This window comes from Streptomyces sp. NPDC002886 (assembly GCF_042888445.1).
Classification (GTDB): Bacteria; Actinomycetota; Actinomycetes; order Streptomycetales; family Streptomycetaceae; genus Streptomyces.
In genome coordinates this window covers 317,163-339,624 of record NZ_JBIAPV010000007.1, presented here as the reverse complement: position 1 = coordinate 339,624, position 22,462 = coordinate 317,163, and the positions used below count along the sequence as shown (strand labels likewise).

The 22,462-nt window shown below is 73.1% G+C and carries 26 protein-coding genes; 10 read left to right on the top strand and 16 right to left on the bottom strand.

Annotation, left to right across the window (positions count from 1 at the left end; genetic code table 11):
* Nucleotides 1-27 precede the first annotated feature (27 nt).
* The gene (locus ACFYYB_RS29710; RefSeq protein WP_389438903.1) at nucleotides 28-534 is read left to right on the top strand and encodes an LURP-one-related/scramblase family protein; all 507 of its coding nucleotides are present in this window, start codon (nucleotides 28-30) and stop codon (nucleotides 532-534) included.
* Between the two features lie 15 nt (nucleotides 535-549).
* Here ACFYYB_RS29710 and ACFYYB_RS29705 read toward each other — a convergent pair whose 3' ends face one another.
* Together ACFYYB_RS29705 and ACFYYB_RS29700 are read right to left on the bottom strand one after the other, a co-directional pair.
* On the bottom strand, nucleotides 550-1,260 hold the full coding sequence (locus tag ACFYYB_RS29705; RefSeq protein WP_389438901.1) for a hypothetical protein: 711 nt from the start codon (nucleotides 1,258-1,260) through the stop codon (nucleotides 550-552).
* A 106-nt stretch (nucleotides 1,261-1,366) separates the two neighbouring features.
* The gene (locus ACFYYB_RS29700) at nucleotides 1,367-2,146 is read right to left on the bottom strand and encodes a carbon-nitrogen family hydrolase (protein ID WP_389438899.1); all 780 of its coding nucleotides are present in this window, start codon (nucleotides 2,144-2,146) and stop codon (nucleotides 1,367-1,369) included.
* Between the two features lie 172 nt (nucleotides 2,147-2,318).
* Between ACFYYB_RS29700 and ACFYYB_RS29695 the strand changes: the two genes are divergently transcribed.
* The gene (locus ACFYYB_RS29695; RefSeq protein ID WP_389438897.1) at nucleotides 2,319-3,149 is read left to right on the top strand and encodes a maleylpyruvate isomerase family mycothiol-dependent enzyme; all 831 of its coding nucleotides are present in this window, start codon (nucleotides 2,319-2,321) and stop codon (nucleotides 3,147-3,149) included.
* Between the two features lie 50 nt (nucleotides 3,150-3,199).
* A complete protein-coding gene (locus ACFYYB_RS29690) occupies nucleotides 3,200-3,811 on the top strand; it encodes a helix-turn-helix domain-containing protein (RefSeq protein ID WP_389438895.1) in 612 nt (203 codons plus the stop codon).
* A 136-nt stretch (nucleotides 3,812-3,947) separates the two neighbouring features.
* Here the strand turns inward: ACFYYB_RS29690 and ACFYYB_RS29685 are convergent, their stop codons facing one another.
* From ACFYYB_RS29685 to ACFYYB_RS29640, 10 genes are all read right to left on the bottom strand, one after another.
* The gene (locus tag ACFYYB_RS29685; protein WP_389438892.1) at nucleotides 3,948-5,405 is read right to left on the bottom strand and encodes a nitrate/nitrite transporter; all 1,458 of its coding nucleotides are present in this window, start codon (nucleotides 5,403-5,405) and stop codon (nucleotides 3,948-3,950) included.
* The gene (locus ACFYYB_RS29680) at nucleotides 5,402-6,061 is read right to left on the bottom strand and encodes a GntR family transcriptional regulator (protein WP_389438890.1); all 660 of its coding nucleotides are present in this window, start codon (nucleotides 6,059-6,061) and stop codon (nucleotides 5,402-5,404) included. Before ACFYYB_RS29680 ends, ACFYYB_RS29685 begins: the two co-directional genes overlap by 4 nt.
* 81 nt (nucleotides 6,062-6,142) lie before the next feature.
* The gene (locus ACFYYB_RS29675) at nucleotides 6,143-6,460 is read right to left on the bottom strand and encodes a protease inhibitor I42 family protein (protein WP_389438888.1); all 318 of its coding nucleotides are present in this window, start codon (nucleotides 6,458-6,460) and stop codon (nucleotides 6,143-6,145) included.
* Nucleotides 6,461-6,486: 26 nt separating this feature from the next.
* Entirely contained in the window at nucleotides 6,487-8,415 is a 1,929-nt protein-coding gene (locus tag ACFYYB_RS29670) for a C1 family peptidase (RefSeq protein WP_389438886.1), read from the bottom strand.
* 176 nt (nucleotides 8,416-8,591) lie between these two features.
* Nucleotides 8,592-8,879 (bottom strand): hypothetical protein, encoded by a 288-nt coding sequence (locus ACFYYB_RS29665; RefSeq protein ID WP_389438884.1) that lies wholly within the window; start codon nucleotides 8,877-8,879, stop codon nucleotides 8,592-8,594.
* Between the two features lie 442 nt (nucleotides 8,880-9,321).
* Nucleotides 9,322-10,248 carry a hypothetical protein gene (locus ACFYYB_RS29660; RefSeq protein WP_389438882.1) on the bottom strand — a complete coding sequence of 309 codons (927 nt, stop codon included), beginning with the start codon at nucleotides 10,246-10,248 and terminating at the stop codon, nucleotides 9,322-9,324.
* Nucleotides 10,249-10,478: 230 nt separating this feature from the next.
* Nucleotides 10,479-11,687 (bottom strand): FAD-dependent monooxygenase, encoded by a 1,209-nt coding sequence (locus ACFYYB_RS29655; RefSeq protein ID WP_389438880.1) that lies wholly within the window; start codon nucleotides 11,685-11,687, stop codon nucleotides 10,479-10,481.
* Between the two features lie 9 nt (nucleotides 11,688-11,696).
* Nucleotides 11,697-12,188, bottom strand: a complete 492-nt coding sequence (locus tag ACFYYB_RS29650) for a GNAT family N-acetyltransferase (RefSeq protein ID WP_389438878.1) — start codon at nucleotides 12,186-12,188, stop codon at nucleotides 11,697-11,699.
* Entirely contained in the window at nucleotides 12,185-12,361 is a 177-nt protein-coding gene (locus ACFYYB_RS29645) for a DUF397 domain-containing protein (RefSeq protein WP_389438876.1), read from the bottom strand. The genes ACFYYB_RS29650 and ACFYYB_RS29645 overlap by 4 nt, the downstream gene beginning before the upstream one ends.
* 4 nt (nucleotides 12,362-12,365) lie before the next feature.
* Nucleotides 12,366-13,247: a helix-turn-helix domain-containing protein gene (locus ACFYYB_RS29640; RefSeq protein ID WP_389438874.1), complete on the bottom strand. Its 882-nt coding sequence runs from the start codon at nucleotides 13,245-13,247 to the stop codon at nucleotides 12,366-12,368.
* 197 nt (nucleotides 13,248-13,444) lie between these two features.
* Between ACFYYB_RS29640 and ACFYYB_RS29635 the strand changes: the two genes are divergently transcribed.
* From ACFYYB_RS29635 to ACFYYB_RS29625, 3 genes are read left to right on the top strand one after another with little or no spacing between them, the layout of a single operon-like run.
* Nucleotides 13,445-13,849, top strand: a complete 405-nt coding sequence (locus ACFYYB_RS29635) for an ATP-binding protein (RefSeq protein WP_389438872.1) — start codon at nucleotides 13,445-13,447, stop codon at nucleotides 13,847-13,849.
* A gap of 10 nt (nucleotides 13,850-13,859) precedes the next feature.
* Nucleotides 13,860-15,089 (top strand): DUF1266 domain-containing protein, encoded by a 1,230-nt coding sequence (locus tag ACFYYB_RS29630; protein ID WP_389438870.1) that lies wholly within the window; start codon nucleotides 13,860-13,862, stop codon nucleotides 15,087-15,089.
* The gene (locus ACFYYB_RS29625) at nucleotides 15,086-15,664 is read left to right on the top strand and encodes a GNAT family N-acetyltransferase (protein WP_389438868.1); all 579 of its coding nucleotides are present in this window, start codon (nucleotides 15,086-15,088) and stop codon (nucleotides 15,662-15,664) included. Before ACFYYB_RS29630 ends, ACFYYB_RS29625 begins: the two co-directional genes overlap by 4 nt.
* 44 nt (nucleotides 15,665-15,708) lie before the next feature.
* Here ACFYYB_RS29625 and ACFYYB_RS29620 read toward each other — a convergent pair whose 3' ends face one another.
* A complete protein-coding gene (locus ACFYYB_RS29620) occupies nucleotides 15,709-16,908 on the bottom strand; it encodes a DUF418 domain-containing protein (protein WP_389438866.1) in 1,200 nt (399 codons plus the stop codon).
* Between the two features lie 27 nt (nucleotides 16,909-16,935).
* Complete coding sequence (locus ACFYYB_RS29615) at nucleotides 16,936-17,910, bottom strand: DMT family transporter (RefSeq protein ID WP_389438864.1); 975 nt, start codon at nucleotides 17,908-17,910, stop codon at nucleotides 16,936-16,938.
* A gap of 128 nt (nucleotides 17,911-18,038) precedes the next feature.
* Between ACFYYB_RS29615 and ACFYYB_RS29610 the strand changes: the two genes are divergently transcribed.
* The gene (locus ACFYYB_RS29610; RefSeq protein ID WP_389438862.1) at nucleotides 18,039-19,019 is read left to right on the top strand and encodes a LysR family transcriptional regulator; all 981 of its coding nucleotides are present in this window, start codon (nucleotides 18,039-18,041) and stop codon (nucleotides 19,017-19,019) included.
* Nucleotides 19,020-19,064: 45 nt separating this feature from the next.
* On the opposite strand, the gene ACFYYB_RS29605 is transcribed toward ACFYYB_RS29610, so the two are convergent.
* Nucleotides 19,065-19,709 (bottom strand): FMN-dependent NADH-azoreductase, encoded by a 645-nt coding sequence (locus ACFYYB_RS29605; protein WP_389438860.1) that lies wholly within the window; start codon nucleotides 19,707-19,709, stop codon nucleotides 19,065-19,067.
* Between the two features lie 99 nt (nucleotides 19,710-19,808).
* Here ACFYYB_RS29605 and ACFYYB_RS29600 point away from each other — a divergent pair, with 99 nt between their 5' ends.
* Both ACFYYB_RS29600 and ACFYYB_RS29595 read left to right on the top strand, forming a co-directional pair.
* The gene (locus ACFYYB_RS29600; protein WP_389438858.1) at nucleotides 19,809-20,180 is read left to right on the top strand and encodes a winged helix-turn-helix transcriptional regulator; all 372 of its coding nucleotides are present in this window, start codon (nucleotides 19,809-19,811) and stop codon (nucleotides 20,178-20,180) included.
* A 93-nt stretch (nucleotides 20,181-20,273) separates the two neighbouring features.
* Nucleotides 20,274-20,684 (top strand): PPOX class F420-dependent oxidoreductase, encoded by a 411-nt coding sequence (locus tag ACFYYB_RS29595; protein WP_389438856.1) that lies wholly within the window; start codon nucleotides 20,274-20,276, stop codon nucleotides 20,682-20,684.
* A 7-nt stretch (nucleotides 20,685-20,691) separates the two neighbouring features.
* Here ACFYYB_RS29595 and ACFYYB_RS29590 read toward each other — a convergent pair whose 3' ends face one another.
* The gene (locus tag ACFYYB_RS29590; protein WP_389438854.1) at nucleotides 20,692-21,441 is read right to left on the bottom strand and encodes a hypothetical protein; all 750 of its coding nucleotides are present in this window, start codon (nucleotides 21,439-21,441) and stop codon (nucleotides 20,692-20,694) included.
* Between the two features lie 188 nt (nucleotides 21,442-21,629).
* On the opposite strand from ACFYYB_RS29590, the gene ACFYYB_RS29585 reads away from it, so the two are divergent.
* The gene (locus ACFYYB_RS29585; RefSeq protein ID WP_389438852.1) at nucleotides 21,630-22,400 is read left to right on the top strand and encodes an alpha/beta fold hydrolase; all 771 of its coding nucleotides are present in this window, start codon (nucleotides 21,630-21,632) and stop codon (nucleotides 22,398-22,400) included.
* Nucleotides 22,401-22,462 lie beyond the last annotated feature (62 nt).

The window sequence follows — 22,462 nt, the reverse complement described above, 5'->3', positions numbered from 1 at the left end:
GAACCTATCGCGGGCAGCGATGAGGGCGTGAAATACCTGGTACGGGACAAAATGCTGGCCGTCGGGGACGACTACTGGATCGAGGACGAGGACGGGCGGCACGCCTTCCTCGTCGACGGGAAGGCTCTGCGGTTCCGGGACACCCTGGAGCTGAAGGACCCCGACGGGCGGATCCTCATCACTTTGCGGGAGAAGCTCTTCGCCCTGCGCGACGCGATGACGCTGGAGCGCGACGAACGGCGGCTCGCGGTGATCCGCAAGAAGCGGTTCTCACTGCTGCGCAACCACTACCTGGTCACGCTCAACGAGGGCACCGAGCTCGATGTCAGCGGGCGGATCCTGGACCGGGAGTTCAAGGTCGAGTACGAGGGGGAACTGCTCGCGCTGATCTCCCGCCAGTGGTACCGGATCCGCGAGACGTACGCCGTCGACGTGGTCCGCGAGGACGCCGACGCCTCGCTGCTGATCGCCGTCGCGGTGTGCGTGATCCGGATGGCGGAGAAGGAGCGGGAGGGCCCGGGGGACGACGCCTAGACGCACCGCCGCCGCTCAGTCGCAGCTGCCGCGTCCGCAGTCCTTGAGCGGGCCGGCGCCCGGGATGGCCGTCAGGGCCTCGCGCAGGGCGGCGCGCTCGGGCCCGGTGAGGCTCTCGTCGTACGTGACCTCCAGCCGGGTCAGGGAACCGACGGGCGACTCGTGAATGCCGGTCACGCCGTACGGCCACAGGTCCCCCTTGGCCAGGCCGTCCTCGCCGTACAGGGGGCCGGGGATGACCACGGAGTAGGCGTACGTGGGCCTCAGCCAGGCGTTGTACGCCAGCGAGCCCGCGGCGGTCAGCGCCGACGCGGCCACCAGCACGGCCACACCGGCGCACACGGGGGCACCACCGGGACTGCGGCGCGGATCGGCCCACGCGGCGAGCAGCAGGACGACGGCCGACGGGATCACCGGGAAGAACCCGAAGAGGGCCAGCAGGGTCCCGACGAGGAGCCCGAAGCCGCCGAGGGCGACGCACAGGGTCCGAAACGCATCGCGCTCCCGGACGAAGAGGGTGCAGGCGAGGGCGACGAGAGGGAGGAGCAGGACCATGCCGAGCGGCGACGTCGCGCAGAAGGCGGTCATGGCGACCATGAGGAGGGTGGCGAGGCCGGCCAGCGAGCGCTGGAGCCAGTGGATCCGTTCCACCGGCTCCGATTCCACCGCACGCGACCGCTCGGACCCTGCCTGCGCCGGTCCCGCTTCCGCCGTCACGTCCCTCATGGCCCGCACCCCGTTCCCGTACCCGTACCCGCCCGAGGCCCCCGGTGGGTCCGGGCGAGTAAAGCACGCGCGTACTGCGGGCCCTCCGACGGGCCGCTCGACGGGCTCAGAGGCCCAGGCGGCGGTCCTTCAGGGCCGGGAACTGCTCGCGGGTCTCGGCGACCTTCTTCGGGTCGAGGTCCACCGTGAGGACCTCCTCCCCCGGGCCCGCCTCCGCGAGGACCTCGCCCCACGGGTCCACGACCAGGCTGTGTCCGGCCTGCTCCACGCCCCCGTTGGTGCCGGCCGTCCCGCACGCGAGGACGTACGACTGGTCCTCGACGGCGCGCGCCCGGTTCAGCAGGGTCCAGTGGCCCCGGCGGCGGGCCGGCCAGCCCGCCGAGACGACCAGAGTGGTGGCCCCCGCGTCGACCAGACCGCGGAACAGCTCCGGGAAGCGCAGGTCGTAGCAGGTGGCGAGGCCGAGGGTCTGCTCCGGCAGGTCGACCGTGGTGAGGGACTCGCCCGCGGACATCAGGACGGCCTCGCCCTGGTCGAAGCCGAAGCGGTGGATCTTGCGGTAGGTGGCGGCGAGCTCGCCCGTCGGGGAGAGGACGAGCGCGGTGTTGTAGAGCGAGCCGTCACCCGCGCGCTCCACGAAGGAGCCCGCGTGCAGCCAGACCCCGGCGTCGCGGGCGGCCGCGGCCATGGCCCCGTAGGTCGGGCCGTCCAGCGGCTCGGCCTCTGTCTCGAACTGTTCGTAGGCGAAGGCGCCCACGGTCCACAGTTCGGGCAGGACGACGAGGTCCGAACCGGACTGTTCGCGCACGAGGTCGGCGACCCGGGAGCGGCGGGAAACCACCGACTCCCCCTCATTCACCGCGATTTGGATCAGGGAAGCGCGCACAGTACCACCGTCCTGGCTTTCAAGCCGTCAACTCGGGCCTACGATCGTCACACGAAAGCACTGCCGGGGTGCTCACCGGCAGCGTAGTTTTGAAGCCATTGCACAAGCTTCCAGAACGCGCCAATGCACCTAACGCGCCAACAGGCCGATGAACAGCACGCGAGGGGTCCCGTTGACCGTCCATCCGCATCCCAGCCTTCAGCCCTATGCCGACGCGTGGACCCACTCCATCGAGGCGATATCCGAGCTGGTCCTTCCGTTGACGGAAGGCGAGTGGAGCCGGGCGACGCCCTGCCCGAACTGGTCCGTGCGCGATGTCGTGTCGCACGTCATCGGCATCGAGTGCGAGCAGCTGGGCGACCCGCGGCCGATCCACACCCTGCCGCGGGACCTGCGGCACGTGGTCGACGAGTTCTCCCGGTACATGGAGGTGCAGGTCGACGTGCGGCGCCACCACACCGCACCCGAGATGACCTCCGAGCTGGAGTACACGATCATCCGCCGCTCCCGGCAGCTGCGGAACGAGAAGCGGGAACCGGACACGATGATCCGCGGCCCGCTGGGCGAGCCGGCGACGCTGGAGCACTCGCTGCGGCTGCGCGCGTTCGACGTGTGGATGCACGAGCAGGACCTGCGCGCGGCCCTGGGGGCACCGGGGAACTGGGACTCGCCGGGTGCCTACGTGGCCAGGGACGTGCTGCTGTCCGGGCTGCCGAAGGTGGTCGCGAAGAAGGCGGGCGCGCCCGCGAACTCGGCCGTCGTCATCGACGTGCACGGGGCGCTGGAGTTCATGCGGACCGTACGGGTCGACGCGGAGGGCCGCGGCACCATCGACAAGGCCCCCTCGCTGGGGCCCGCGGTGACGCTGACCCTGGACTGGGAGACGTACGTGCGCCTGGCGGGCGGCCGGGTGCGTGCGCACACCGTCGCCGACCGGGTGAAGGTGGAGGGCGACCCGGCGCTGGCCGAGGCGATCCTGACCCACTTCTCCGTGACCCCGTAGGTCCGGGGCCGGGTCGGGGCAGGGTCGGGGCAGGGTCGGGGCTGGTTCCTGTGTCGTTCCCCGAGATCCCTGCCGACCGGGGCATGGGGGCGATCCTCGCGCGGTACCTGCACTCCCTGGACGTGCACGGGGAGGAGTGCGCGCCGGCCGAGCTGGAGCAGTTGCGCTCCATCGCCCGCGACCTGACCGGTGCCTGCCTCACCGGGGGACCCGGCGCCGAGGAAGAGCCGTCCGAGGAACACCGCACCCGGGCGCTGCTGGCCCGGATCGACACCTTCATCGGGCACAACCTCGGCGATCCCGAGCTGAGCCCGTCCGTGGTCGCCGCCCGGCACGGCCTCTCGTTGCGCAGGCTCCAGCTCCTCTTCCGGGAGCGCGGGGAGAGCGTGGCGGCCGCGATCCGCCGGCGCCGGCTGGAGCGCTGCCACGAGGACCTCACCGACCCCGAACGGCTCGCCGTCCCCGTCCACACCGTGGCCCTGCGCTGGGGGTTCACCAACGCCTCGGTGTTCAGCCGGCTGTTCCGCGAGACGTACGGAGCCGGTCCGCGCGCGCTGCGCCGCGCGGCGGCGCAATCCGCCCCACCGGCCGCCAAACCCGCTGCGCGCATTGTCAACAGTCCCTGCACGCAGGGCACACTCGGCCGCACGGGGCCCTCGTAGGCTCGGCAAGCGTTGGCCGGAACCCGACTCCGCGGAGCGGACGGACGGACGGGCGGGAAAGGACGGGGGTCTGTCCCGCCCGGGCCCGTCCCCCGCGGTACGGGGGCCTACGCGGATGCCGGGCCGGCACCGGACCTCACCGGGCCGGCCCCGGGTCGGCAGGGGTGCCGACGGGGGCGGCCCCGGAGGCCGCCGCGGCGGTGGCCGACCGTACCGGGGCCGGCGCAAGCGGCGCCGACGGCGAGGCCAGGACCACCGGGGTGACGGGGGCGAGCTGAGCCGCCCGCTCGCGTTCGCGGGCCAGGGCGCGGCCGCGCAGCCGCAGGATCTGGGCGATGCCCAGGAGTTCCAGGACGAAGACCGACGAGAACGCGATGCGGTAGTTGTCCCCGGTGGCGTCGAGCAGCAGGCCCACCACCAGCAGGGTCGTCATGGAGGCGATGAAACCGCCCATGTTGGTGATTCCGGAGGCGGTGCCCTGACGGTCCGCCGGGTTGGCGGGGCGGGCGAAGTCGAAGCCGATCATCGAGGCCGGCCCGCACGTGCCCAGCACCAGGCAGAGCGCGATCAGCAGCCACATCGGGGCGTGGTCCCCGGGGTAGACCAGGACCGAACCCCAGAGCAGGGCGGTCAGAGCCACCGTGCCCAGGGCCAGCGGGATCCGGGAGGACTGGCGGCGGCCGACGACCTGGCCGTAGACCAGCCCGAGCGCCATGTTCGAGGCGACCACCAGCGTCAGCAGTCCGCCCGCGGTGGTGCGCGAGAGCCCCTGGGCCTCGACGAGGAAGGGCATGCCCCACAGCAGCAGGAACACCATCGCCGGGAACTGCGTCGTGAAGTGCACCCACAGGCCGAGCTTGGTGCCGGGCTCCTTCCAGGAGTCGGCGATCTGGCGCCGTACGAAGCCCCCCGCGCCGGTGCTTCCCGCGCCGGTGGCCGGCCGCGGCGCGGGCTCGTGCCCTTCCGGGTGGTCGCGCAGGAACAGCACGAGCGGGACCAGGACGACCAGCCCCGCCACCGCGCTGCCCGCGAACGCCGGCACCCAGCCGACCCCGTGCAGCACGGGGGCCAGGACCAGCGTGGAGATCAGGTTGCCGGCCATCCCGACCAGGCCGGCCAGCTGCGCCATCAGCGGGCCCCGGCGGGCCGGGAACCAGCGGGTGCCGAGTCGCAGGACGGAGATGAAGGTCATGGCGTCCCCGCAGCCCAGCAGGGCGCGGGCCGCCAGGGCCATCCCGTAGGAGGGGGAGAGCGCGAAGCCGATCTGGCCGGCGGTGAAGAGCACGGCGCCGAGGGTGAGCACCTTCTTGGTGCCGAGCTTGTCCACCATCAGGCCGACGGGTATCTGCATGCCCGCGTAGACCAGGAGCTGGAGCAGGGAGAACGTGGACAGCGCCGAGGCGTTCACGTGGAAGCGGTCGGCGGCCTCCAGCCCGGCGACGCCGAGGCTGGTGCGGAAGATGACCGCCACGAAGTAGACGGCGACACCGATCGACCAGACGAGCACCGCCTTGCGGCCGCCCGGCGGGTCCCTGAAGACGGCGTGGGAGGCCGCGGGGGAGCCCGCGGAGGGCACAGCGGACGCGGAGCTCATCGGGAAGACCCCCGCACCAGTTCCCCGATCCGGCCCACGTGGGCCCGTACCGCCGCGGCGGCCGTGTCGGCGTCGCCCGCGCGCAGGGCGTCGAGGATCTCCCGGTGCTCGGCCAGCGTCCGCTCCACCCGCTCGGGGTGCGCGTGCAGCAGGGCCACGCCCATGCGGAGCTGACGGTCGCGCAGTTGGTCGTAGAGGCGGCAGAGGATCTGGTTGCCGGCGCTGCGCACGATCTCCGCGTGGAAGGCCCGGTCGGCGGCCATCATCGCCCCGAGCTCGCCCGCCTCACCGAGCCTGCGCTGCTCCTCGACCAGTTCCGCGAGCCGTTCCAGTAGCCCCGCCGGGGCGGGCACGGCCCGGCGGACGGTGAACTCCTCGACCAGCAGCCGGGTTTCGATCACGTCGGCGATCTCCTGGGCGGAGACCGCGAGGACGAGGGCGCCCTTCTTCGGGTACAGCTTCAGCAGCCCCTCGGTCTCCAGCCGCAGCAGCGCCTCGCGTACCGGTGTGCGCGAGACCCCGACGGCGACCGCGAGCTCGCCCTCGGTCAGCAGCACGCCGCCCTCGTAGCGGCGGTCGAGCACGGCCTGCTTGACGTGTTGGTAGACGCGTTCGGCAGCGGTCAGGGTGGTACCGGCGGTACGGGCGGGTGGCATGCGCACAGCATAGATACAACAGAGGTGCAAGTGGGGCGGCGTCCACCATCTGGACCTCACGGCACCGTCACGATGCGGACCTCACAGCACGGTGACGTCCAGCACGAACTCGTCGAACGCTGCCTCCTCCGGATAGGGCGGCCGCACCTGCGCGAAGCGGATCCTGGCCCGGCCCGCCACCCGGCCCCGTACGACGTACAGCCGCTCCACCGTCGCCCCGGGCAACAGCGGCCGCCCGGGGTCCACCGGGTCCACCGGGTCCACCGGACTCTCCGCCACCGAGACGGCGTCCGCGTCGCCCGTCACCCGCCAGGTCCAGACGTAACCGCGCGCACCGCGCCCGGTGAGCCGCACCTCGTACGGCTCGCCCGGCGCGAGCTCCACCTCGCGCACCTCCACACGGACCGCTCCTCTCTTGTGGCGGTCTACGCCGGTCCGATCACCGGCCCCTCCTGCCAGCCGGCGCCGTCGCGCCAGTAGTGCTGGAGCCGGCGGTCCGTGCGCAGGACGATCACCTCCAGGTTGAACCCGAAGCTGCCCTGGAGCATCCCGGTGACCGCCAGCACGTCGTGGCCGAAGACGGCGGAGCGCTGCCAGGCGGCGCCGCCCGCGTTGCCGCGCCACCAGTGCTCGACGCGGCCGCCCCCGCCCGTCACGCACAGCTCGTAGTTCCCGGCGGTGTCCTCGTCGGCCGCCCCGTACTGCGCCTCGATCAGGCACGGCGCGGAGGTGATGCCGGAGCCGAAGACCTCGCCGGGGCGCCAGACGAACCCGTTCGGGTCGTCGCGCCACCACAGCTGCATCCGGCCGTCGGTGCGGGTGGCGACCAGGTCGAGGTGGCGGGCGCGGGTCTGGACCAGGGCCGGGCCGAAGTGGGCGATGCCGGAGGCGAAGCGGCCGCCGTCGTTCCAGGTCCAGGGGGCGCCGTTGATCCGCCACCAGTGGTTGAGGCGGCCGTCGGCGGTGCGGACGACCACTTCGAAGTTGCCGGGCGCCCCGTAGTCGCTCTGGATGAAGGCCGGGGTCGACCCGACCGCCGCGTCGCCGGGGCCGAAGGCGCCGCCGTCGCGCCAGGCGCCGCCGAAGTGCTCGTAGTACCAGTGGCGCAGCCGGCCGCCGGTGGTGACGTGCAGCGACTCCATGTTCCGGTTGTACGTGGTCCCCGTGAAGGCGGGCTGGCCCGAGGCGTCGGAGCCGAAGGTCTGGGCGCGGGTCCACGCGAAGGGGGCGTCGCCCTCGCGCCACCAGTGCCGCAGGGAGACGCCGCCGTCCCCGCTGAGCGCCGCCAGCTCGAAGTTGCGGTGGGCACGGCCGTTGCCGCTCTCGTAGACGTTGCCGGTGTGCAGGCGGCGCTTGCTCCACGGGTCGATGTTGGTGCCCTGCAGCCCGCACTTCGCCCAGTCGTCGATCCGCACCTCGCCGTACGCGATCCGGCCGTGGCCCCCCACGTGGTAGCCGGTCCCCCAGGAGTTCTTGAACAGCCAGCAGCCGGCCGCGTCGTCGTAGCCGGTGATCAGGACGCAGTGACCGCCCGCCAGGCGGTCGCTGGTGCGGTGGTAGACGCCGGAGCCCAGGCCGAAGAAGTCCTCGTACACGTCGAAACAGGCGGTCAGCGGGCCCACCGTGTCCAGCCACACCTTCTGCTGCTCCACGTCGCCGAGCCGGACGTACCCCGTGATGCGGACGGTCCGGCCGGAGCGGTCCCAGCTCGGGGTGTACTCCGCCCGCCAGGCCTCCCGGCGGTCGACGGGGGTCCCGGGCGGCGGCGGCGAGTACGGCCAGCAGCCCGGGTCCGCGAGTCCGCCGTTGGTCCGGATCCAGTCGAGGGCGGCCTCGGGGCTGCCCGTCTGTCCGCAGGTCGCCTTCAGCCCGTCGTGCACGTCCCCCTCGGAGCGCTCGGCCCACACGTGGTGCTCGATGCGGGCCATCGACTCCACCAGGCCGGCCGCCCCGAACGCCCAGCAGGAGCTGCACGGGTTCTGGTCCTTCACCTTGGTGAGCCAGGGCCGGCCCCACCGGCTGCGCCAGTCCACGGCGGACGGCCGGGCCGCCGCGGTCGCGGAGGCGCGCGCGCCGGTGTCCGCCCCCGGGAGCAGCCCGTGCGCCGTCCTGCGCCGGTTGAGGTGCGGATTGCCGCTGTAGTGGCCCACGAGGCTGCGCAGATCCACCGGCGGCGCCGCCCCGGCCGGGGTGAGACCGGCCTCCGCCGTGGCCGCACCGAGCCCCAGGGAGGGTCTCGGAACGACGTCCCCGTCACCGAGGTGCTCGCTCACCGACCACCGCGCCCCGCGCTCCGCGAGCAGGGCCCGCAGCTCCCCCGCCGTCTGGACACGCCCCTCCGACTGCTCCGGCATTCCGGCCCCCCAACGCACCGTACGGATCCGAGCCCCGGGAGCGTCCACCTGCGCGGAGGGCGCGTCAAGGGGGTCCGTACGGTCGCGCGGCGGCACGGCGGTCGCACGGGTGCGCGGCGTGCCCCGATCCCTTCGGTCGAGGGAAACCGGGCCGCGCCGGGGGCAGCCCGTTCAGGTCAGCGGCTTGTGCCGGCCGCCCACGCCGAGATCTCCGCGGCGCCCCGTCGGACCGCTTCCTCCCCGTCCCGCGCGAGCTGTCCGCAGGCCGCTACGACGTCCGGCACACCCTCCGGCCCCTCGCGCGCGTCGTGCACTCCGGTCCACATCCAGTCGGCCCGGCTGTCGTCGGCCCGGACCACCGCGAGGGCGAGGAGCCTCACCGCGGCCTGGGTCCCCGTACGGGCCAGGGCCTCCGCCGTCTCTCGCGTCACCGCGGTGTCCTCGGCATCCAGCAGGAGCCCCACCAGCACCTCCGCGGCCGCCGGAACATCGGCGAAGGCGGCGAGGTCACGCCCAGCCCGAGCACGTCGCGTCCACGAAGGGGACCACGCCCCGGCCAAGGCCGACTCCCACCCACCCGTCATCTCCTGCACGACCAGACGGTCTCATGCCCCGCGAGGTAGGCAGGGAGCGGCCCGATCCGGAAGTGCCGGTACTCCGAGGGCGGGACGGTGCTTCCGGGACCTCGCGCGGAGGCCGTGCTGTCCCGCGCGGCGGACGCCGAGTGCCCTGATCTGCGGGTCCGGCCGACTCCCCACGGGGTTCCTGACCGGTGCCATCGGGGAGCGTCTCGTTCGTCCGGCCCGCCACCGCACGGGTGCTGCCGCTTGTCGACCACGACCGCCCCGGCGGGGCGCTGCCGCCTCTGTGCGGGCAGCGCCGGGCCGGAAGGGCAACTGCCCGCCGCTACTGGACGGGGAGCGGGACCGGGAGGGGCGGGGCCGGGACCGGGAGCGGGGGGAGGCCCGGGAGGCCGAGGCCGGTGAGCAGGGCGACGAGGGCGGCGACCAAGTCGGTCACCACGTCCGTGGCCTTGGCCTTGGCGTCGGTGGAGCAGCCGCAGGGACCGGCGGCCTTGGTGAGCCCGTCGACGGAGGCCTTGAGCTTGTCGACGGCGCCGGTGGCCAGGTCCAGCGGACCGGCGGCGGGCTTGGCCTTGTGCGCGGAGACGGGGAGCGCGGGGGCCGCGACGGGCAGCTTCGGAGCCGCGACGGGCAGCGCCGGGGCCGCGACAGGGAGCTTCGGAGCCTCCACGGGGAGCTTCGGCGCTTCGACCGGCAGCGCCGGAGCGTCCACCGGCAGCTTCGGAGCCTCGACGGGCAGCTTCGGAGCCTCCACCGGGAGGGCCGGGGCCTCCACCGGCAGCTTCGGAGCCTCGACGGGCAGCTTCGGAGCCTCCACCGGGAGGGCGGGAGCCTCCACCGGGAGCTTCGGCGGGTCCACCGGGAGGTTCGGTGCGTCCACCGGCGGGACCGGTACCGGCAGAGCCGGGGCGGCGGGCAGGCTCTTCTTCAGGTCCTCGATCGCGGCGGCGATCTTCTCCTTGAAGGCGGCCAGATCCGCTTCCGGGATCTTGCCGTCGGGGGACTTCAGGACGGCCGCCAGCAGATCGGTGATGGGTTTGAGCAGCCCCCCGACCCCGCCCAGCGACTGCACTTGAGCGAGCAGGGCCTCGGTGCCGGGGATGGCCTTCCCGGCCGGGGCGGAAACGAAGGCCGCGGCGGCCTGCGGCTTCGCGGGCGAGTGCGCGGCTGCCGACGCCAGACCGGGGGACGCGGTCAGCAGGGTCAGGCAGAGGGCGGCGGGGACGGTGTAGCGCGTGATGCGGTGCAACGGAAATCTCCTGTCGGACCGTCACGCCCCGCCTCGGCATGGGACGTGCCGTGGCGTGACGTGACATGGGACGTGTCCCAGCCAACTCACCGACAGCCCGTCAGGCCCCGCAACCCGAGCCCCCGCACCGCCGAGGGGGACACGCCGCGCAACCGGCCTACGTACGCCCCTGACCTGCACGGACACCGTCACCCTCGGGCGATGCCCCGTCAGGCGGGCCCGGCCCCCGGCTACGGGGTCATCGACTGCCCGCCGATCCCCGGCACCCCCGCGAGCTGCCCCTGCCACCACACCTCCACCGCGTCGCGGCTCATGTCCGCCCAGGCCGGGGTCCGCTCGACCTGCGCACGCCCGAGCCGGCGGGCCAAGGCGACCAGCTCCCGTCCGGCCCCGCCGCGCACCTCCTCGTAGCCGCGCAGCAGCGCCTCGACGGAGTCCGCCCGCCGCCAGCCGTCGGCGAAGGCGGTGGCGTCTTGGAGGGCCTTGGCGGCGCCGCTCGTGTTGTGCGGGCGTACGACACTGGCCGCGTCCCCGGCCAGCAGCAGGCGGCCGGCAGTGGTGCGCGCGGTCTCCAGGTCGTAGATGGGCTGGACGAAGGTGTCCCGCGGGTCCGTCGCCGCGAGCGCCCGGCCCCAGTACGGCGGGAACTCCCGCTCCAGCAGCGCCCCGAGGTGCTCCGTGAGTTCCGGGGTCAGCCCGCCGGGCGGGAAGCTCGTCGGGTCGTCGTAGCGCAACTGCCCGTCCTGGGGCGGCGGGGCGTAGAGGACCCAGTTCACCCGGGGCCCCTCCGGCCCGGGGATGCGGTAGATGACACAAGTGCCGCCGGGGAAGCAGACGGTGGTCACCGCCGCCGGATGCGAGTCCACGGCGCCGGTCGGCACCAGCCCCGCGTCGAAGTTGCCGCGCCAGCACACGTACCCGGCGTAGTGCGGCCGGGACTCGGGGCAGACCGCCGCGCGCACCACGGACCGGTAGCCGTCCGCGCCGACGACCAGGTCGTACCGCTCGGCCCCGCCGCCCGCGAGCCGCACCTCGCCGTCCCCGGCCACGCCCGTCACCGTCTCGCCCTGCCGGTAGACCACCGCGTCCGGGACCGCCTCCCGCAGCCCGCGCCAGAGCTGTCCCCAGTGGTACGAGTGGAACGGGAACGGCTGCTCCCAGATCAGCCGGCCCCCCGCCCCCGCCTCCGGGTCGCGCACCACCCACCGGCGGCGCTCCAGCCGGTGCGCGGGGATCCCTTCGGGGAGCGCCCCGCTCGCCCGCAGTTCGACGGCCCGGTCGTCGTGGACGCACAGCCCGACCCCCCGGTCCGCGAGCCGCCCGCGGGTACGCTCCAGCACCACCACCTCGGCCGCGCCGGCCCGCGCGGCCGCCGTGGCGAACGCACAGCCCGCGATGGAACCACCGACCACCGCGACCGAACCCGTACCGCTCCGCATGGCCGCACCCTACTGGCGTTCCGGCTGCTCCCACCTGACCTCGCCGTCGTGCCACTCGTCCGTGGGGGCGAGGCCGCACGCGCGGGCGACGGCCGCGGAGGCGGCGTGGTCAGGGTGGACATGAGCGATGACGGCGTGGACCGCCGCCTGGGTACGGAGCCACCCGACCAGGCCGGCTGCGGCCTCGGTGGCGATGCCGCGCCCCTGCCAGGGCGTGCCGATCACCCAGGCGACCTCGGCGACGCCGCCGCTCACGGTCGCCTGCACGGTGCCGACCAGGCAGTCGGCGTCGTCGAGCCGCACCACCCAGTTCCACCAGGTGACGCCCGGGTCCGGCGACCCGGCGGCGAGTCGCGCGTAGCGCGTGCGCAGCTCCGGCTCGGTGAGGGGGGCTCCCCCGATGAAGCCATGCAGCTCCGGATCCCCGAGCACGGTGGCCATCTCCCCCGCGTGGGCGGCCTCCAGCGGCAGCAGCGTGAGCCGCCCGGTCCGGATGATCACGCCGAGGCCGCGAAGGCCGCCCACGCGGCGGGGGCCAGTCGGATCACGGGCCCGTCGGCGTCCTTGCTGTCCCGGACTGCGACGGTCCCGACCACGTTGGTGGCCACCTCGACGCAATCCGAGTTGACCTGGCCTTCGCTGTAACTGGACTTCTTGAAATGGAAGTTGTTCACGTGTCTACGTACCTTTGCTGATCGCTTCGATCAGGTCGATGGAAGCCTGCGGCGCGAGACTCAGGCGTGCCACGCGCTCGAACGTCCGGGTGTACTCCCCGCTGGCTTCCGCCCCCTCTGCCCACACAGTAGACGCGATGCCCTCCGCGTAGCCCACGTCCAGCGCGCCGGGTCCGGCGAACGAAAGGACGTTGAACGCGCCGCCGGCGGCATGGTGCGCCCCTGCGCGGAAGGGCAGTACCTGAACGTGGATGTGGGGCAGCCTTGCCATCTCCGCGAGGTGGTCGAGTTGCGCCCGCATGACGTCGGGGCCACCGATCTGCTGACGCAGAGCAGCCTCCCAGAGCACCGCATGGAACCCCACCGGCTTCTCACCCCACAGCCGCGCTTGGCGCTTCAACCTGGACTGCACCAGCACCTCGATCTCGTCGGGATTCGTCCAGTCGGACGTCACGCCGAGAGCCCGCACATAGTCCGCGGTCTGCAGCAGTCCGGGCACCAGTGCCAGTTGCCAGGTGCGGATGTAGGTCGCCACCTCTTCCATCGCCACGTACTCGCCGAGACCGCCCACCCTGGGGACGTGGTGCCACCAACCCTTGGCCTTGCGGCGCTCGCGGTCCAGACGGGCCAAGTCCAGCAGGCTGTTCACGAACTCCGGGTCCGTCACTCCGTAGAACTCGCACAGCACGCGGATGTCCGGGTCCCGCATGGGAACCCAACCGCTCTCCATCTTCTGGACCTTCGTCGGCGTCGCGGTGATCTCCGCAGCCGCCTGGGCCTGGGTTCTCCCGGCCGCCGCACGCAGCTTGGACAGTTCGCCACCCAACCTGCGGCCCAACACGGTTGACACCCGGTTGCCCTCGGGCTCTCGCATTCCACGGTTCACCGCGCCAGTCTCCCGCCATCCTCCGGCCGAAGTCGACACCGTCACCCATTCAGGGAACATATTCCCCGAACGGCTTGTGCCCCAGAGGTGTCATCCCTACGGTCGGCATCGAAGGAACTACTCACCGCACAGAGTCAGTTGGCGGAAGCGCACCGGGCTGCCCGGCATGCCACCGCCCGTACCGGAGGTGCACATCCATGGAGCGTCAGGACGTACGGAACTACCCGCCCCGCCAGGACTCCGTACCGAGGGCCCGTCGGCACTCCGCCTGGCTCGCGGTCGCCTGGGGGCAGCCCGAGCTCGCTTCGGACGTGGCGCTGCTGACGAGCGAGCTGCTCACCAACGCGCTGCTGCACGGCTCCCTGTGGGACCGGTACCTCCGGGTCGCGGTCCAGCTCACGGGAGCAGTGCTCCGCATCGAGGTCACCGATCCAAAGGGAGAGCGCCGCCCCGAACCGCGAGCGGTGACCGACGACGACCAGTTCGGGCGCGGCCTGCACATCGTGAGCGCGCTCTCGGAGCGCTGGGGCTCCTGCGACCGGGTCGTCGGCAAGACCGTCTGGGCCGAGCTGGCCCACGGAGGGCACAGGGTCCCCCGTTAGGCTGATCCACATGGATGGGTGGACGGCGCCGAGTTCCATCGAGCGCGAGCTGTACGGGGCCAAGGCGCGCGGGGACTGGCCGGGGTACCTCGACGCCCTCGCACGGAGCGAGCTGTTCCTCGCGCAGTCCCGGGCCCAGGTCGAAGCCGAGCCCACGAAGGTGCGGTTCCACCCCACCCCCGACCGGCGCTCCCTCGTCGTCCACACCCGCGGGATGCTCCCCGCCCCCGACCCGCACACCGTGTACCTGCCCAGGTCCCTCGCCTGGTTCGCGAACGCCTGGGACTCCGCCGACCCCCCGTACCTCGCGGTGAACCCCGGATCCCCCGCCGAGGCCTACCTCGCCACCACCCCCGCCGACCTCGCCCGCTGGCGCGCCCACTGGGACGCCGCCGCCCCGGTGTGGGGGCTCGCCCCCGGAGCCGTGCACTCCCTGCACGTCGGCGGCCCGCTGCACGGGCCGGTCGCGCACGGGCTCGCCGTCGGAGCCCATCTCGCCGTCTCCAACGGGGAGTTCTGGAACGCGCTGGCCTACCACGGCAACGGCTACCTGCGAGAGCGCGAGCGGCTGCGCAAGGGCTGGGGCATCACCACCGCCGCCGAGTGGCACGACACACTGCGCCGCCTGCTCGCCACCGAGATGGTCAGCCCCGTCTGGGAGTTCGCGCTGCGCGTGCGCCGCGTCCTGGCCTCCGACTTCGCCGGTCCCGTCGACGTGGAGCACTGGCGCCACGCCGCCGCCACCGCCCTGCGCCGCAACGCCGAGCGGGCCGCCGAACCGCTCCTCACCCCCGAAGGGGTCACCGTCGCCGCGCCCCGGCCCACCGCCGAGGTGGAGGGCGAGGTCGCGGGCACACAGCGGCTGATCGGCCGGATCGCCCGCTACGAACAGCGCTTCCGCGCCGACGGGCTGCTGCCCGAGGACGGCTGGGTCCGCTCCGTGGAGGGCTGGGACCAGGGCCGGGCCTCGCAGATGGCCCGCTGGGGCCTCGGGACCCGCTACGGAACACCGGCCGACGCGGAACACGGCGTACGGCAGGCCGGAGAGGCGGCGAGGGCCACGTACCGCTCGTGGGAGGAGTTCTCCGCCGGGTACGTCCTGGGGCGCTGCCTGCACTTCGACGAGGAGGAGTTCGGCGAGTGGTACACGAGCGTGCTGGCCACCCACCTCACCCTGACCACCGACCCGGCGAGCCCCTGGCGCAACATCCCCTGGCGGACGCCCGAAGGAGCCGTATGACGCAGCAGGCGGGCATGACGACGGAGCGCATGGACGGTCCGGCCGCCGTGCGGGTCGCGGAGGCGTTCGGGCTGGTCTACGCCGAGGCGTTCGCGGAGGCCCCGCACCACGAGACCGAGGAGGAGATCGCCGCCGCCTTCGGCCGCTTCCCCGAGCAGACGCGCAGGCCCGCCTTCCGCGCGGCCCTGGCCCGTACCCCGGAAGGCGAACCGGCCGGCATGGCCTTCGGCTGGACGCTCCAGCCCGACGCGGTGTGGTGGGACGAACTCACCGAGCCCGTGTCCGCCGCCATGCGGCGGGAGGACGGCCGCCGCACCTTCGGGCTCATCGAGCTGGCCGTGCGCGGGGCGTGGCGCGGACAGGGTGTCGCGCGGCGGCTGCACACGGCGCTGCTCGAAGGCCTCCCGGCCGAGCGGGTGCTGCTGAAGGTCCACCAAGAGGCGGCGGCCGCCTCGGCCGCCTACCGGGCGTGGGGATATCGCAAGATCGGCGAGGCCCGGCCCCCGGGCGAGGAGGCGGGCGCGGGCACGGAGCCGTACCTCCGTGACGTGATGCTGCTCGATCTGCGGAGCTGACGGCGGGGCAGCCCTCAGCAGCCCTCAGCAGCCCTCAGCGGTCTTCAGCCCCGCGGGAGGCGGGCGAGGGTGACCGCGCGCAGCAGCCACTCCACCGGGCCGTAGCGGCACCTGGCCATCAGCTGCCTGCTGAGGGCCAGTTGGGCCGCGTAGAGGACGAGCGCCCCGAGTACGACGGCGGCCGTGCCGACGCGGTCGTAGAGGGCGAGGCCGTAGGCGGTGAAGACGAGGGCCATGACGAGGGACTGGCTCAGGTAGTTCGTCAGGGCCATCCGGCCCGCGGGGGCCAGGAGCCGTGCCGTGCGCCCGCCCCGGGCCGTCTTCGTGAAGAGGAGCATCCCGCAGACGTACGCGGCGGTGAGCGCGGGAGCCGTGACCATGCCCACGACCGAACCGAGCAGGATCCACCGGGGGCCGAGCGCGCCGCCGGCGGCCAGGGCCATGAAGAGGCTGCCGGGCAGGCCCACGACGACGCCGAGCACGCAGACGCGGCGCATCCGGGACACGTACCGTCCCGTGTCGGCGAGGAGGCGGCGCTTGCCGCAGTACAGGCCGGTCAGGAAGGCGGCCAGGACGAAGCCGCCCATCAGCGGCACGGCGAGGAGCGTGTCGGGCAGCTGGCCGAGGTTGGCCCGCACGACGGACGCCGGATCACCGCGGTAGTCGGCGATCAGCGCGGCGAACTCCGTTGGGATTTCGGTCAGTTCCGCTGCCTCGGTGTCCGACATGAACAGGGAGCCCAGACCCATGAGGAGCAGGAGGGCGCTCGCACAGCCGTAGACGACCCGGGCCGCGCGCAGGGCAGTCCCGGGCGAGCAGTTCCGTGCGGCGATCAGGACCAGGCCGATCAGCGCGTAGGTCATGAGGATGTCGCCGGTGTACAGCAGTACGGCGTGCAGCAGGCCCAGGACGAGCAGGCCGAGCGAGCGGCGCAGCATCCGGGGGACGGCGCTCGCACCCTCGCGTGCCGCGGAGTCCTGCTGGAGGGTGAAGCTGTAGCCGAAGAGGAACGAGAACAGCAGGTAGAACTTGCCGACCAGCAGGGTCTGCACGACCCCGTCGGCGGCCTGGTCGAGCGTCGTGGCGTCCGGGTCGACGGCGCCGCCGCCGGCGTACGGGCTCGCCATCATCGTCGCGTTGACGACCAGGATGCCCAGGAGCGCGAAACCGCGCAGGGCGTCGACCTCCGGTATTCGTGCCGGCCGGTCCGTCCGTTCGTACGTGGCAGCAGCCGTTGCGGGCACCGCTTCCCCCAAGTGGTCGTGGGTGTGTCAGGCCCCCCGCCCCGGCTGCCGGACGGCGGCCCCGGCCTTGGTCCTGGCCGGTGGCGTTCGGTCGTCCGGGTGGTCGATCCGGGGAGAGGGGCTCTTCGCTTGCGTGACGACCGTAGCCCGGTGGCGGGTCAGGGCCACGCCCAGGAGGACGACGGCCATGCCGGCGACCACGCGCGCACTGAGCTCCTCGCCGAGTACGAGTGATCCCAGGGCCACCGAGACCACCGGCAGCAGGTAGCCGACGGTGGCGGCGTCGGTCGCGCCCTCGTCGGCGATGATCCGGTACGTGAGGTAGAAGGTGAGGCCGGTGGCGAAGACGCCGAGGACCACGACGGCCAGCAGGGGCACCGCCTGCAACCGGACCGCGGTCAGGCCGCCCACGGGCAGGGCCAGCGTCGTGAGCCCGGTGGCCGCCAGGAGCTGGGCGGTCGCGAGCGACAGGGTGGGCACGCCCTTGCCGACGAGGTGGCGGCCCATGTAGGTGAAGGCGAAGGCATAGCTCGCGGCGGCCCCCAGGATGGCGAGGGCTCCCCAGCCCACGTGCCCCGACCGCTGCCACGGGGCGAAGATCAGCGCGGTCCCGGCGAGCCCGACCAGCAGACCGGCCACCCGGATCGCCTGCGGGCGGCGCTCGGCGCGGGTGGCGAGCCCGATCAGGAGCGACCACAGCGGGGTCGTCGCGTTCAGCACGCCCGCGAGTCCGGAGTCGACGCTCTGCTGGCCGATGCCGAAGAGGGCGAACGGCAGCGCGTTGCAGAAGAACGCCGCGACCAGGACGTGGCCCCACATCGCCCGCCCCCCGGGCAGCCGTTGACGCGCGATGCGGCACGCCGCCCCGAGGACGAGGGCGCCGAGCGCGCACCGGACCAGCGTGACCTGGACCGGGGTGAATCCCTCCAGGGCCAGGTCGATCCACAAGAACGTCGAGCCCCACAGGAGGGCGAGCACACCGACGCGTCCGGCACCGATCACGGTTCTTCTCCTCGGGTATCGGGCCGCGGGCCGCCGTGCGCGGGGTCGCGGTCTCCTCCTCCCACGGTGCGGGAACCGATACGACAGGACAAGCAAAGGGTTCTGCACCAACCGTTAACGTGTACTACATGCTCGATGTGCGAAGGATGCAGGTCCTGCGGGCGGTCGTCACCAGCGGATCGGTGACCGCCGCGGCGGCCCACCTGGGGTACACCCCCTCCGCGGTCAGCCAGCAGGTGGCGGCCCTGGAGCGGCAGGCCGGCATCCCCCTGCTCGAACGGGTCGGGCGGGGCGTCCGTCCGACGGCGGCGGGCCGGCTGCTCGCCGACCACGCGGCCGTCATCAGCCGCAACGTCGCCGAGGCGGAGACCGCGCTGGCCGACCTCAGGGCCGGGCGCACCGGCCGCCTCGCCGTCCGCTACTTCGCCACGGCGGGCGCGGCCCTGGTGGCCCCCGCCCTGGCGGGGCTGCGCCGCGCACACCCGGACGTGCGGATCGACCTGCGGATGACCGACCCCGAGGACCCGCTGCAGGAGGTGGAGCAGGGCCGCGCCGACCTCGCCCTGGTCATCGCACCCCGGACCCGGCCGCGCGAGGACGTGGAACTGGTCCACCTGCTCGACGACCCGTACGACGCCGTGCTCCCGGCCGGGCACCGGCTGGCGTCCCGGGAGACGATCGCCCTCGTGGAACTCGCGGACGAGCAGTGGGTCGGCAGCGAGCCGCCCGGCCCCTGCCTGGAGCCGGTGCTCGAAGCCTGTGCGGCGGCGGGCTTCAGCCCGGACTTCGTGGTGCAGAGCGAGGACTACCCGACGGCGCAGGGGTTCGTCGCGGCCGGCCTCGGCATCGGCCTGATGCCGCGCATGGGCCTGAACCCCGGCTTCGGGTCGGGGACGGCGGCCGTGGCGGGCGCTCGCCATCCGGGGGTCGTCGTACGCCCCGTCCGCGATCCGCGCCCGGTCCGGGCGGTCTACGCGGCGGTCCGCAAGGTGTCCTTGGGCCGGCCCCCCGTACGCGCCTTGCTCGAAGCGCTCCGGCAGGGCGCGGAGCCGACGGGGGCTGAGCCGACGGGCGCTGATCCGACGGGGGCGCAGGTGCCTTCGGCCTGAGGCCGAAGGCGGGCCGAAGGCGGGGCCGGAGATGCCTCGGGCGGCTTAAGCCACCGGTACCTTCAGGGACTTGCCCTTCGACTCCGCGTCCACGAGCGCCTGTGCGTACGAGGCCTCCGCGAGGGGGATGAGCTCGGCCATCGCCGGAACGGTCGCGGCCAGGGTCAGCTCGGGGACGATGAAGTCGACCTCGGCGCCGAACATCTCGGTGAGCACCCCCTCCAGGTAGTTCGTCGCGAACTCCATGCCCGCGCGCGGGGTGCCCGGCGCGTACGAACCGCCGCGGCTGGCGACGACGGTGACGGGCAGGCCCTTGAGGGGCGACTCGGGTCCGGTGTTGCGGCCCACCACGATGACCTGGTCGAGCCAGGCCTTCAGCGTGGAGGGGATCGAGAAGTTGTACATCGGGGCGCCGATCAGCACGGCGTCCGCCCGCTCCAGCTCCTCCACCAGCTTCAGCCGCTCGGCGAAGGCCGCGGCCTGCTCGGGGGTGTGGGTGGAGGGGTCGGCGTAGGCGGCGGACACGGTGAGCCCGTCCAAGTGCGGGACGGGCTCCGCGGCCAGGTCGCGGTAGACGACCGTGCCCTCGGGGTTCTCCTCCTGCCAGGCCTTGCGGAACGCGGCGGTCACCGCACGCGAGGTGGAGCCGACGGGGTTCAGGGACGAGTCCAGGTGCAGCAGCGTGACCATGAGAGCCTCCAAAGGCGGGTGCAATTTCGTACGTCACTATTATTAGCACAGTCACTTACTTTTTCTCACCCCCTAAGTACGGGGTAGTACCCTGGGGCCATGGCGGACGAGTCGGGCAAGACCAAGCAGCACCAGGACACCGGGGCCTGCAGCCGGGTGAGCGATGGAATCACCCAGGTCTTCGGGCTGCTCGGCAAGCGCTGGACCGGCGTGATCCTGGCCTCGCTGATGGAAGGACCGGTGCACTTCGCGGACCTGCGCAGGTCCATCGCCGGCATCAGCGAGCGCATGCTGTCCGACCGCCTGGTCGAGCTCGCCGCGGCGGGTCTCGTCCTGCGCGAGGTCGACGAGGGACCGCCCCTGCGCGTGGCCTACCGACTGACGGACCGGGGCGCCGCACTGAAGCCCGCGCTCACGGAGCTGGGCCAGTGGGCGGAGAAGTGCCTGGTCAAGGACGAGGGCGGCTGCTGATCAGCGGACAGCCACCGGCCGACCTGCCGTAGTCGGCCCGGGTCCGCGAGAAACCGGCCGCGGGCCGGCGCCCCGCCCAACTACCGTTCCCACATGACTCCCGTGCTGAACGACACCGTGCGCAAGCTCCTCGACGCCCCCCATCCGGCGGTGCTCGCCACCCTCAACCCCGATGGCAGCCCGCAGAGTTCGGTGGTGTGGGTGACCCGCGACGGGGACGAGATCCTGATCTCCACCGAGCGCGGCCGCCGCAAGGAGCGCAACATCGTCCGGGACGCCCGGATCGGGCTCACCGTCTTCGACCTGGCCAACCCGTTCCTCTACGCCGAGATCCGCGGCACCGCCACCGTCACCGAGGACATCGGCCGGGCCGTCGCCGTCCGCATCGCGGAGGAGTACGAGGGGCCGGGCGCGGGCGCGGAGTACGCGAACGCCCCGGCCGAGGAAGTACGGGTCGTCGTACGCCTCACCCCGGCCAAGGTGCTCGGCAACGCGGCGCGCTGACCCCTTCCTACGGAAGCCCCGGGCGCACCGCGGTCCAGGCGTCGACCGCCGCCGCCAGGGGGTCGGTCTCCGCGAGGTACGGCCGGGCCGCTTCCGTGCAGCGGAGCAGGTTCTTGATGCGGCGCAGCCGCAGGATCTCCGGACGCCGCAGGTCACGCCAGACCCGGGCCTGCGCCGCCGCCTGGTCCGGGGTCAGCTCGAAGCGGGCCAGTACCTCCCGGCACAGGGCGGCGGGGTCCCGGTCCGGGTCCCCGTCCTCGCCCGAGCCGAGGCTCCCGATCAAGTAGGCCTGCACGTAGGGCCGTTCCTCCGGCCGGCCCAGCCGGTCGAGGGCGGCCAGCACGATCCGGGCCCAGCGCAGCCGCACCGCCTCGGACAGCTCCTCGTTCTGCATCGAGAGCGTGGCCAGGCACCGCAGCCTCTCCGAATGCGGCTCGTCCGACAAGGGGGGATCGTCGGCAAGCCAGTCCTCCAGTTCGGCCAGCGCGTGCCCGTCCGGCGGTACGTACGTCAGTACCTGCCCGGGACCGAGCAGCGCGACCACGGGCCCGGTGAGGTGCACCTTCGCCACGTGCCCCGCGTCGAAGGACCCGACCGTGCGCCCGTACCGCTCGATCCCCCGCAGCCTGGTCCGCAGCGCGCCGGCCGCGAACACCTGCCCGGACCGCGCCACGCCGCCGATGCACCGCACCACGCAGACGCCGCCCGTGACATCGGCGGCCTCGACGGCACACACCTGCAATTCCGCGATGGACACCCTGCCCCCACCCCCTCCTGGGCCGGGAGGCTACCGGGCCGGAGCCGACCTGACAGATTGCCCGAGGAAACTCCCGCACTCCCCTTCCCTCCCCTTACCTTTCCGAAGGCGTTTCCCCTGCCTTTGGCGATGGCGGAGCGCATCGAAAAACCGGCAATGAAGCTATCAAGGGGAAAAAATTGCCCATCGTGTCCGCAGGTGACGCCCGCGTGGACTACCAGGTCCGCGGGTCCGGCACCGGTCTGCTCTTCGTCCACGGCACCGGCTTCGGGGCCCAGGGAACCTGGGGCCACCTCGCCGACGAGTTCGCCGGGAGCCGCACCGTGCTCCTGCCGGACCTTTCCGGCTGTGGTGCCACCGAGGACGACGGCACCGAGCTGACGGTGGAGCGGCTCGCCGCCCAGGTGATCGGTGTGATCGAGGAGGCCGGGAACGGCCCGGTCGACCTGGTCGGCTTCTCGCTCGGCGCGGTCATCTCCGCGACGGTCGCCGCCACCCGCCCGGACCTGGTGCGGCGCCTGGTCCTCACGGCCGGCTGGGCCGCCCCCGAGGACGAGTACATGCGCAACCTGATGACCGTGTGGCGTGCGCTGGATGACAAGCCGGACGCGTTCGGCCGCTTCGGCACCCTGACCGCGTTCAGCCGCTCCTTCCTCAACGGCATCGGCCGCGAGCAGCTGGAGGGCATCATCTCCGGCAACCAGCCGAGCGAGGGCGCGCTGCGCCACATCGACCTCAACCTGCGCGCGGACATCCGGCACCTGCTGCCGAAGATCGAAGCCGAGACGCTGGTCATCGGCTGCTCCCTGGACATCACGGTCCCCGTGGAGAACTCCCGTGAACTGCACGCCGCCATCAAGAACAGCTCGTACGCCGAGCTGGAGAGCGGTCACGTGGTGGTCTATGAGAAGCCTGCCGAATTCGTGAAGCTGGTTCAGGACTTCATCCACCAGTCCTGAAGTGCCCGGCCGCCACCCCCCGACCCCGGCTGGAGCGTGGCCTCGTCCCGGGTCGCGGATTC